This window comes from Pelomonas sp. KK5 (genome assembly GCF_001984095.1).
Taxonomy (GTDB): Bacteria; Pseudomonadota; Gammaproteobacteria; order Burkholderiales; family Burkholderiaceae_C; genus KK5.
The window spans coordinates 1-10625 of record NZ_LYVQ01000226.1 but is presented as its reverse complement, the minus strand read 5'-3'; the positions used below and the strand labels follow the sequence as shown (position 1 = coordinate 10625).

10 protein-coding genes and 1 pseudogene are annotated in these 10625 nt (G+C 69.9%); 1 reads left to right on the top strand and 10 read right to left on the bottom strand.

Annotated elements, in window-relative coordinates:
* From B0W88_RS25685 to B0W88_RS25670, 4 genes and pseudogenes are all read right to left on the bottom strand, one after another.
* Positions 1–482 (bottom strand): annotated as a pseudogene (locus B0W88_RS25685) (polysaccharide biosynthesis protein); the annotation flags it as partial.
* Entirely contained in the window at positions 483–1625 is a 1143-nt protein-coding gene (locus B0W88_RS25680; RefSeq protein ID WP_077037446.1) for a DegT/DnrJ/EryC1/StrS aminotransferase family protein, read from the bottom strand.
* A gap of 5 nt (positions 1626–1630) precedes the next feature.
* Positions 1631–2194, bottom strand: coding sequence for an acyltransferase (locus tag B0W88_RS25675; protein ID WP_077037445.1), 564 nt, complete (start codon positions 2192–2194; stop codon positions 1631–1633).
* 7 nt (positions 2195–2201) lie between these two features.
* On the bottom strand, positions 2202–3248 hold the full coding sequence (locus B0W88_RS25670) for a Gfo/Idh/MocA family protein (protein WP_144006970.1): 1047 nt from the start codon (positions 3246–3248) through the stop codon (positions 2202–2204).
* Between the two features lie 60 nt (positions 3249–3308).
* Here B0W88_RS25670 and lysS point away from each other — a divergent pair, with 60 nt between their 5' ends.
* Positions 3309–4814: a lysine--tRNA ligase gene (gene lysS / locus B0W88_RS25665; protein ID WP_077037444.1), complete on the top strand. Its 1506-nt coding sequence runs from the start codon at positions 3309–3311 to the stop codon at positions 4812–4814.
* A 37-nt stretch (positions 4815–4851) separates the two neighbouring features.
* Here the strand turns inward: lysS and B0W88_RS25660 are convergent, their stop codons facing one another.
* The 6 genes from B0W88_RS25660 to B0W88_RS25635 all read right to left on the bottom strand — a co-directional run.
* Positions 4852–5640 (bottom strand): enoyl-CoA hydratase, encoded by a 789-nt coding sequence (locus B0W88_RS25660; protein ID WP_077037443.1) that lies wholly within the window; start codon positions 5638–5640, stop codon positions 4852–4854.
* The gene (locus tag B0W88_RS25655; RefSeq protein ID WP_083749070.1) at positions 5637–6683 is read right to left on the bottom strand and encodes a DUF3108 domain-containing protein; all 1047 of its coding nucleotides are present in this window, start codon (positions 6681–6683) and stop codon (positions 5637–5639) included. Before B0W88_RS25655 ends, B0W88_RS25660 begins: the two co-directional genes overlap by 4 nt.
* On the bottom strand, positions 6665–8398 hold the full coding sequence (locus B0W88_RS25650; RefSeq protein ID WP_077037441.1) for a M61 family metallopeptidase: 1734 nt from the start codon (positions 8396–8398) through the stop codon (positions 6665–6667). The genes B0W88_RS25655 and B0W88_RS25650 overlap by 19 nt, the downstream gene beginning before the upstream one ends.
* A gap of 3 nt (positions 8399–8401) precedes the next feature.
* Positions 8402–8878, bottom strand: coding sequence for a DUF3429 domain-containing protein (locus tag B0W88_RS25645; RefSeq protein ID WP_077037440.1), 477 nt, complete (start codon positions 8876–8878; stop codon positions 8402–8404).
* 9 nt (positions 8879–8887) lie between these two features.
* Positions 8888–9622: a DsbC family protein gene (locus tag B0W88_RS25640; protein WP_198937935.1), complete on the bottom strand. Its 735-nt coding sequence runs from the start codon at positions 9620–9622 to the stop codon at positions 8888–8890.
* 16 nt (positions 9623–9638) lie between these two features.
* Positions 9639–10625 (bottom strand): FAD-dependent monooxygenase (locus B0W88_RS25635; protein WP_144006969.1); only part of this gene is annotated, 987 nt, incomplete at its 5' end.

Genomic DNA, 10625 nt, shown 5'->3' with positions numbered 1-10625 from the left:
CCGCCGAAGCGGGCCAGGCCGAGCAGCAGTTGCAGCACCGCCGCGCCGCCCCACTGCAGCACCCGCGCCGCGGCCAGCAGCCGAAAACGCTGCGCCCGCGTGGCCCACAGCGTCAGCCATTGCGAGGCGGCGCCGGCCAGCACCGCCAGTGGCAGCCACCAGGCCAGGGCCAGGTCTTGCCACAGCGCCCAGGCGCCACCGACGAGCACGGCGGCCAGCACGACCACCGCCAGCACCCGCAGGCAAAGCGCCATCAGCCGCGCCGCCTCGCCCTCGTCGGGCTCCATCGGCAGCGCAAACTCGTAGCGCGCGCAGCCGACCACGGCCAGGTTCGCCGCCACGGTCCAGACCAGCGCGAACTGGCCGAACTCGGCCGGCGTGTACAGCCGCGTGAGCCAGGGCCCCAGTAGCAGGGGCAGCGCCTGCGCCAGCGCGCCGCCGGCCAGCAGCGTCAGCGTGGAACGCAGCAGGTTGGAGCGCATCTACTCCAGCGCTTGCATCAATGCTTGCACGACCTGATCCTGCTGCGCCTCGGTGAGGTCCGCACTCATCGGCAGGCTGATGACACGCTCCGCGGCCCGTTCGGCCTGCGGCATTGAAACGTCCTGCGCATAGGCCGGCTGGCGATGCAGCGGCTTCGGATAGTGGATCGCCGTCGGGATGCCGGCCGCGTTCAGCGCCGCCTGCACCTTCGCGCGTTCATCGACCATCACGGTGAACTGCGCCCACACGCAGTCGCGGTCCTGCCGCACGGCCAGGCGCTGGAGCGGTAGTTCCGCAAGCAGCCGCTGGTAGCGCTCGCCGATCGCCAGCCGGCGCTCGATCTCCCAGTCGAAGCGCTCGAGCTTGCCCAGCACCACCGCGCACTGCAGCGTGTCCATGCGGCCGCCGACGCCCAGGCGCGTGTGCGTGTAGCGCTGGCTCTGGCCGTGCACGCGGATCTCGCGCGCGGCCTGCGCCAGCGCGTCGTCGTCGGTGAACAGCGCGCCGCCGTCGCCATAGCAGCCCAGCGGCTTGCTGGGGAAGAAGCTGGTGGCGCCCCAGGTGCTGAGGCCGCAGCTCTGGCGGACCTTGTGCCCGCCGCCGGGCCGCCCCAAGGCGGGCAGCGCCCCTTGGGGGCCAGAGCGCAGCGACTGGGGGGCCCAATAACTTGCGCCGAAGCTCTGCGCCGCGTCCTCGATGACCGGCAGGCCGAGCGCATTGATCTCGTCCATGTCGGCCACCTGGCCGTACAGGCTCACCGGCATGATGGCCTTCGTGCGCGGCGTGATCGCGGCCCGGATCTTCGACACGTCGATATTGCAGCTGTCCGGCTCGATGTCCACGAACACCGGCTTCAGCCCGGCCAGCACGATGGTCTCGGCGGTGGCGGCGAAGGTGAAGGGCGTGGTGATCACCTCGTCGCCCGGTTGCAGGTCCAGGCTCATCAGCGCGATCAGCAGCGCCTCGGTGCCGCTGGCGACGGTGATGCAGTGCTTCACGCCGACCCGCGCGGCCAGCGCCGTCTCCAGCTCCTTGACCTCGGGGCCCATGATGTACTGGCCGTGGTCCAGCACGCGCTGGATGCGGGCGTCGATGCTGGTCTTCAGCGCGGCGTACTGGGACTTCAGGTCGATGAAGGGCAAAGAACTCACAGGGACTCCACGGTGTCGCCGCTCAGGCGGTACTTCTCGCCAGTGGCGGGGCAGGCGGCTTCGCCCGCGTCATTGAATTCGAGCCGCTCGCCATGGCGGCTCATCCAGCCGATGCGCCGCGCCGGCACGCCGACCATCAGCGCGAAATCGGGCACGTTCTTCTGGACCACGGCACCTGCACCGACGAAGGCATAACGCCCGATCTCCACGCCACAGACGATCGTGCAGTTCGCGCCCAGCGTGGCGCCCCGGCGCACCACCGTGCGGCGGTACTCGGCCTTCTTCACGACGGCGGCGCGCGGGTTGTAGACGTTGGTGAACACCATGCTGGGGCCGCAGAAGACATCGTCTTCCAGCGTCACCGCGTCGTAGACCGACACATTGTTCTGGATCTTGCAGCCATTGCCGATCTGCACGTCGTTGCCGACGTAGACGCCCTGCCCCAGCGAGCAGCCCGCGCCGATGCGCGCACCCGGGCTCACATGGGCGAAGTGCCAGACCCTGGTGCCTTCGCCGATCTGCGCGCCATCGTCGACGATGGCCGATTCATGTTTCCACATAGCTTGCTCAGAACACCAGAGGGAGACCGACGCGCTGGCCGTCGCGCGCGCTGCGATAGGCGGCCACCAGGATCTCCAGCGAGCGCAGGCCCTCGTAGCCGTCGACCGCGGCATCGCCCTCGCCACGCAGCGTGCGGATCACGTTGTCGTAGTAAGCCGCATGGCCGAAACCATAGACGCTGGCGGTCTCATAACTGGCTGCCTTGACGGCATCGTCGTCATGGCGAGGCTCCGAGAATTCCCAGTGCTCGATCTTGTTGACCGCGGTGCCGCCGATCTTGACCGTGCCCTTCTCGCCGAGGATGGTGATCGAGCCCTCGAGGTTTTGCGGATAGGTCAGCATCGTCACGTTGATGGATGCCAGGCCGCCGTGGCGCAGGCGCAGGCTCATCACGCCGGTGTCCTCGGCCTCGATGTCGCGGTCCAGCGTGGCGGTGTAGGCGTGGACGTTGTCCACCGGGCCGACCAGCCAGTCCAGCAGGTCCACGTAGTGGCTGGCCTGGTTCATGAAGGCGCCACCATCGAGATCCCAGCGGCCGCGCCACTTGGCGGCGTCGTAGTAGCTCTGCGGGCGGGTCCAGAACACGTTGACGGTGCTCAGGAAGATGCGGCCGAAGCGGCCCTGCTCGATCGCCCGCTTGACCAGTTGCACCGTCTCGTTGAGCCGGTTCTGCTTGACGACGAAGAGCTTGACGCCGGCATCGCGGCAGGCGCGCACCATGGCCATGCCTTCCTCGAACTTCGTCGCCATCGGCTTCTCGGTCAGCACGTGGCGGCCGGCGGCGGCGACCTGAATGGCCTGCTGCGAATGCAGGCCTGAGGGGCTGGCCAGCACGACCACGTCGGGTTCGCAGCCGGCCAGCAGCGCGGCCAGGCTCGCGAAGCCCGGCGCGCCCGTGGCAGCGGCCGCTGCAGCCAGCGCGGCGGCATTCGTGTCGCACACGCCCACCCACTCGGCGCGACCGGCGTGGCGGGCCAGGGCCTCGATGTGGTTCTTGGAAATGCGCCCGCAGCCAACAAGGGCAAAACGGACGGGGCGGTCGGGAATCAGCATGGGCCGGGATTCTACGTAGCCACACACACTAAAATCCCGCCCTCAATTCCGAACCCATCCATGAACACGACGACCACCCCCGCCGCGCCCGACGAGAACAAGCTGATCACCGAACGCCGCGAGAAACTGGCCGCCATCCGCGCCAAGACCGCGGTGCCGTTCCCGAACGACTTCAAGCCGCAGCACCGCGCGCAGCCGCTGCAGGAGCAATACGGCGAAGTCGCCAACGAGGAACTGGAGCCCCAGGGCGTGGCCGTCAGCGTGGCGGGCCGGCTGATGCTCAAGCGCGTGATGGGCAAGGCCTCCTTCGGCACGCTGATGGACGGCACCGGCCGCATCCAGCTCTTCGTCAGCAAGGATGCCGTCGGGGAAGACAGTTATGCCGAGTTCAAGCACCTGGACATGGGCGACATCGTCGGCGCCGAGGGCACGCTGTTCCGCACCCGCACCGGCGAGCTGTCGGTCAAGGTGACGACGCTGCGCCTGCTGACCAAGAGCCTGCGCCCTCTGCCCGACAAGTTCCACGGCATGGCCGACCAGGAACAGAAGTACCGCCAGCGCTACGCCGACCTGATCAGCGACGACAGCGCCCGTGCCCGTTTCGTCGCACGCTCGAAGGCCGTGTCGTCCATCCGCTCGTACATGGTGGACAACGGCTTCCTCGAGGTCGAGACGCCGATGCTGCACCCGATCCCCGGTGGCGCCAACGCCAAGCCCTTCATCACGCACCACAACGCGCTGGACCAGGAGATGTACCTGCGCATCGCGCCGGAGCTGTACCTGAAGCGGCTGATCGTCGGCGGCTTCGAGCGCGTGTTCGAGATCAACCGCAACTTCCGCAACGAAGGCATCTCGGTTCGGCACAACCCCGAATTCACGATGATGGAGTTCTATGCGGCCTACTGGAACCATCACGACGTGATGGACTTCACCGAGCAGGTGCTGCGCCACGCCGCCATCGCGGCCACCGGCAGCGCCGCCATCACCTACAACGGCAAGCCGGTGGACCTGGACAAGCCCTTCACGCGGCTGTCGGTGCGCCAGTCGCTGATCGTCCACGCGGGCCTGAGCGAAACCGAGGCGGATGACGCCGAGGTGCTGCGCGCGGTGATGAAGAAGCACGGCGAGGAAGCGCCCAAGCACTGGGGCCTGGCCGAGCTGCAGTTCGGCGTGTTCGAGGCGGTGGTGGAAGAGCAACTCTGGCACCCGACCTTCATCATCGACTACCCGGTCGAGGTCTCGCCGCTGGCCCGCGCCTCGGACAGCAACCCGAAGATCACCGAGCGCTTCGAGCTGTTCATGACCGGCCGCGAGTACGCCAACGGCTTCTCCGAGCTGAACGACGCCGAGGACCAGGCCGCGCGCTTCCAGTCGCAGGTGGCCAACAAGGACGCTGGCGACGAGGAGGCGATGTTCTTCGACGCCGACTTCATCCGCGCGCTGGAATACGGCATGCCTCCGACCGGCGGCTGCGGCATCGGCGTCGACCGGCTGATGATGCTGATCACCGACAGCCCGTCGATCCGCGACGTCATCCTCTTCCCCGCCCTGCGTCGGGAAGGCTGATGGAAAAAGAAGAGGCCCCGCGGGGCCTCTTCTGCTTTCAGGACTGCCTGAACTGCGGCGCCCGCTTCTCCAGGAAGGCGCCCATGCCCTCGCGCTGGTCGTCGCTGCCGAACAGCGCGTGGAAGTAGCGCCGCTCGACACCGACGCCCTCGCTCAGCGGCGCCTGGTAGGCCAGGTTCACCAGCTCCTTGATCAGCATCACCGAAGGGCCGCTGAAGCCGTTGATCGTCTCGGCGGCGGCCAACGCCTCGGTCATCAGATCCGCGGCCGGCACCACGCGCGAGACCTGGCCCGCGCGCTCGGCTTCGGCCGCGTCCATCATCCGTGCGGTCAGCAGCATGTCCATCGCCTTGCTCTTGCCGATCGCGCGGGGCAGGCGCTGCGTGCCGCCGGCGCCGGGGATGATGCCCAGCTTGATCTCGGGCTGGCCGAACTTGGCCGTGTCGGCGGCGATGATGAAGTCGCACATCATCGCCAGCTCGCAGCCACCGCCCAGGGCGAAGCCCGCCACCGCGGCGATCACCGGCTTGCGGACCTGCAGGATGGTCTCCCAGTTCTTCGAGATCAGCCCGCTCTTGAAGGCGCTCATGAAGGTGTGGGGCAGCATGGTCGGGATGTCGGCGCCGGCGGCGAAGGCGCGCTCGGAGCCGGTCAGCACGATGCAGCCGATGGCCTCGTCGGCATCGAAGGCGAGCAGGGCCTGGCCCAGTTCGTCCATCAGCTGGTCATTCAGCGCGTTCAGCTGCTTGGGGCGGTTCAGCGTGATCAGGCCGGTCTTGCGGGCGCCTTCGCCGCGCACTTCGGTGAGGATGCATTCGTAGCTCATGGTGCGGTCGACTCCTTCTTGATTTCGGATGGCTGAACTATAGGAGCCTCCTGCAAGGGCGCCTCGTCCAGCATCAGGTCGACGAAGTTCTCGCCGTCCTCGCGGATCAGCAGGCGCACCGGCAGGTATTGCAGCGAGGGCGCCAGCCACACCTCGGCCACCAGGTCACCGCCGCCCGGGGCGCGGGTGGGCTGCAGGTGCCAGGCCGCGAGCCGCCCCAGCGGCGTGTCCAGACGCTCCTCGCCCAGCACGCGGTAGCCCCACAGGTACTGGCGCCTGGGCAGCGCCAGCGGCAGCTCGACGACCAGCCCCGGCCGCATCTGCTGGCGGCCGGTGAGGAAGAGCCAGGTCAGCTGCACGAACTGGCTGGCCGAGTCCTGCAGGCCCGCGGGTGCGCGCTCGTCGCGGCCGTCGGGGAAGGTGATGCGCTGGGGCTCGAAGCGCAGCGTGCGGCGTTGGCGCGGGGCGAAGAGCACGCGGGTGTCCTCGTCGAAGCGTTGCGGCGCGATGCCCTGCGGCGTCAGCTGCCCCTCGCTGACCATCGCGCGCGAGACCAGGGGCGCGATCTTCGGGCCCACGGCCACCACCAGCCGCACCTGGTAGCGGCTGCCCTGGCGCTGCCACTCGACGCTGGAATGCCCGCTGACCGGGCCGCGGAAGTTGCCGCTGAGCCGGTAGCTGAGGCGGGTGGACAGCGGCCATTCGGGGCCGGGCTCCACATCGGCGCCGAGGTCGGGCGCCAGCGGCGGCAGGCCGGCCAGCAGTTCATCGCCAACGGCGGATTCGAGCGGCGTCTGCGGGGGCTCGACGGGCGCCGGTTCGGTCCGGTTGCTCGGCAGGGGCATGCGCCGGAACGGGCGTGCCGCCGGTTTCGCCGCCTGCACCTGCATCGGCCTGACGAAGCTCACGTTCAGCGGCGGCGGCAGCGGCGCCATGGCCCGCCAGTCGCCACCGGGCAGCTGCGAGATCACGGCCAGGTGCGCCAGCAGCACCGCCGCCGCCAACCCCGCGGCCAGTGCGGCTCTCAGCCGCCTTGCAGCCATGCCCGGCGCAGCGCAGCGGCCGGGGCCTTGTCGTCCGGGGCCAGGGCCAGCGGCGCGCCGCCGGGGGGCGTATCGGGCAGCTCGGCGGCCAGCTCCAGCAGGCGCTGGTCACGCGAGACCAGCAACTGCAGCGCCTTCTTCTCGCCGGCCGCCTGCGTGGGCAGCAGATCGTCCAGCCGGCGCAGGCGCCAGCCGTTGCAGGCCAGCAGTTCGTCGCCGGCGCAGAGGCCCGCCGCCTGCGCGGCCGAACCGGCCAGCACCTGGCTCACCCGCGCGCCGGTCAGCGCGCTCTCGCTGACGCGCAGGCCCAGCCGCTGGGCCGTCGTGGCCCGCTCGGCCCGGCAGTTCACGCCGACACCCGCGAGCAGCGGCTGCAGCGGCAGCTCGTCGGTGCCATGGACCCAGTCGCGCAGTGTCGCAGCCAGTTCGGCACCGCCGAGCCGGGTGGCCGCCTCCAGCACGTCGGCCTCGGAGATCGGCCCGCCTTCGCTGCTGCGCCACAGCTCGCGCATCAGCGCGTCGAGGCTCGCGCCGCCACCGGCAGCACGCATCGTCAGGTCCAGCGCCAGGCCCAGCAGCGCGCCCTTGGCGTAGTAGCTGATCGTGCTGTTGGGCGAGTTCTCGTCGGGCCGGTAGTACTTGATCCAGGCGTCGAAGCTGGCCTGCGCCAGGCTCTGCACCTTGCGGCCCGGCGCGGCCTGCACGCCGTTGAGGTGGCCGGCCAGCAGCTTCAGGTAGCGCGCCTCGTCGATCAGGCCGATGCGGACCAGGAACAGCTCGTCGTAATAGGACGTCAGGCCCTCGAAGAACCACAGCAGCTCGGTGTAGTTCTCGCGCTCGTAGTCATAACGCCGGAATTCAGCGGGGCGCAGCCGCTTGACGTTCCAGCTGTGGAAGTACTCGTGGCTGATCAGGCTCAGCAGCGTGACGTAGCCCTCGCTGGTCTCCGGCTGGCCCAGGCGCGGCAGGTCGCGGCGGGGCGCGATCAGCGCGGTGCTGGCACGATGTTCGAGGCCGCCATGGCCTTCGTCGACGGCGTTCAGCAGGAAGGTATAGCCCGTCTCGCCGAAGGGCGCGCAACCCCAGAACTCGATCTGCGCGGCGCAGATCCGCCGGGCATCGGCCAGCAGGCGTTCGCCGTCGAAGGACGGCAGCGCCCCGGCGACGACGAAGCGGTGCTCGACGCCACCCGCCTCGAACCGGCCCTGCCAGAACGCACCGAGCTCGACCGGATGGTCGACCAGTTCGTCGTAGCCGGCAGCGACATAACCGTCACCGTCGACTGACATGCCGGTCGCCACCCGCCAGCCTTCGGGCAGTCCGCGCAGGCGCAGCCCATGGGCGCCGTCTTCCTGCCCGTGCACGCGCAGGCACAGGCTGGTGCCGTTGAAGAAGCCGCGCCGGCTGTCCAGCCAGGCGGCGCGCACCGAGGTGTCGAAGGCGTAGACGCGGTAGCTCAGTGTCAGCGGCACGCCGGCTGCGCAGCCGGCCCGCCATGTGGCCTTGTCCAGCTGCTGCAGCGGCACGGCCCGGCCCTGCTGCTCGGCGTGCAGCCCGCTCAGGTGGCGAACGAACTCGCGCAGCAGGTAGCTGCCTGGAATCCAGGCCGGGAGGCTGACGACTTGCTGCGCGGCGGGAGCGTCGATCGTCAGCGTGACGCGGTAGACGTGGTCACGCGCTTCATCCAGCGCGATCTCGTACCGGACCGGTGCCATCGATCAGCTGCCCGCGGCGGCCAGAAAGCAGCACAGCGCGGCCACGGCGCTGAGCCGGAAGCGCGGCGTCAGCCAGGCGGCGGCACCGAGCTGCGGGTAGTAGCGGCGGTCGATCAGGTAGCCGGCCACCAGCATCGCGCCGTGGACCACCAGCCCCGAGTAAGGCGGCATCAGCACGCCGATCCAGGCCACCACCGACGGCAGCACCCCGATCACGAAGGGCCGGGACGACACGGGGGCCGTCTGGCGCGCCGCCAGGCCCCAATAGATGCCGCCGAGGAAGGAGATCACCAGCGCCGCGTAGGACGACAGCGAGGTGGTGACGAAGGTGTGCTGGTCCAGGTCGCGGCCGCCGATCAGCCAGACCAGCGCCGTGCCGATGACGAAGGGCACCAGGCCCGCATAGGCCAGGCGCAGGGCCAGGCGGTTCGGCGTGGCGGCGGTCTCGATGGGGACGGCGGCGGTGACGGCAGGATTCATGTCGGTCGTTCAGGACTTGGCGGCGGGCAGCAGGCGGCGCTCGAGCTGCTCGGCGGTCAGCGCACCGGGCGCGCGCGAGCCGTCCTCGAAGATCACGCCGGGCGTGCCGTTGATGCGCAGCTTGCGCGACAGGGCCAGGTTGCGCTCGATGGCGGTCTCGTCGCAGGCGCCCATCGTCTTCGGCGGCGCCTTGCCGTCCAGCATCCAGCTCTGCCAGGTGGCCATCTGCTCCTTGGAGCACCAGATCGCGCGCGTCTTCTCGGGCGAATCGCCGCCCAGGATGGGGATCAGGAAGGTGTAGACGGTGATGTCCTTGACGTCCTGCAGGGACTTCTCGAAGCGCTTGCAGTAGCCGCAGTTGGGATCGGCGAAGACGGCGATCTTGCGCGTGCCCTTGCCGCTCTTCCAGACCATCGCGTCCTTCACCGGCAGCGTGGCGAAGTCCACCTGGTTCAGCTTGTTGACGCGCTCCTCGGTGAGATTCTTGCGCGCCTTCAGGTCGATCAGGTCGCCCTCGATCAGGTAGGAGCCGGTGGCATCGGTGTAGCGGATCTCGCTGCCGAAGCGCACTTCCCAGAGGCCCGGTATCGGCGAGGGCCGCACCTCGTCGATCTTGGGCAGGTTGGCCAGCTTCTCGGGCAGGCTCTTGCGGATCACCGCCTCGTTGGCCTGGGCCGCGCCCAGCAGGGCCGCCATCAGGCCGGCCAGCGCCAGCCACTTCGGAAATCGGACTGCTCGGTACATCGTCATCGTCTTTCTTTCAGATTCCCAGTGCTCGGCCGGTGAGCCAGCGTTTCAGTGGCGCCGCGGCATCGAGCGCCGACAGGCCGGTATTGCGCAGCGTGCGGGCCAGCGGCGCGGGGCTCGCGAACAGGCGCTGCAGCCCGTCGGTCACCTCGCCCATCAGCCAGTTGTCGGCCAGGCGCTCGCGTTCGTAGCGGCGCAGCAGGCGTTCGTCGGAAAGCGGCCGCCAGGGCTCGCGCTCGCGGATCACGCGGGCCAGCGCGGCCACGTCGGCCAGGCCCAGGTTCAGGCCCTGGCCCGCCAGCGGATGCACGACATGGGCCGCGTCACCCAGCAGCGCCCAGCCGGGGCCGACCACGGCGTCCGCCCGGCCCAGCGCCAGCGGCCAGGCCGCTCGCGCGCTGCCCAGGCGCAGGTGGCCGGCAGCGCCGCCGGTGGCCTCGTTCAGCGCGGCCTCGAAGCTGGCGGCATCGCAGGCCAGCAGTTCGGCCGCCCGCGCCTCGGGCAGCGACCAGACCAGGCCGTAGGAAGCGCCCGGCGCCGGCCGTTCGAAGGGCAGCAGCGCCAGCACGTCCGGCGCGCGGAACCACTGGCGGGCCGTGCCCTGGTGCGGCTGGTCGGACACCAGCCGGGCGGCGATCGCCAGTTGCCCGTAGCTGCGCGACTCGAAGCGCACGCCCAGGGCGGCCCGGGCGGCGGAATCGCGGCCCTCGCACAGCGCGGTCAGCTGAGCCTGGACGTTAGTGGTGTCGTGCAGCACCTGCACATGGGGCGAGAAACGCAGGGCCGCGTCGAGCTGCTGCTCCAGCGCGGCGGCGTCGACGATGAAGGCCAGCTCGGCCACGCCCTGCTGCCAGGCCGAGAACTCCAGCAGCGCGCCGGCGCGGTCGCCGGCCACCTGCATGTCGTAGACCGGCGACAGTGCGTCGGCCGGCAGCGCGTCCCAGACGCGCAGCTCGCGCAGCAGCGCCACCGACGCGGCGTTCAGCGCATAGGTGCGCAC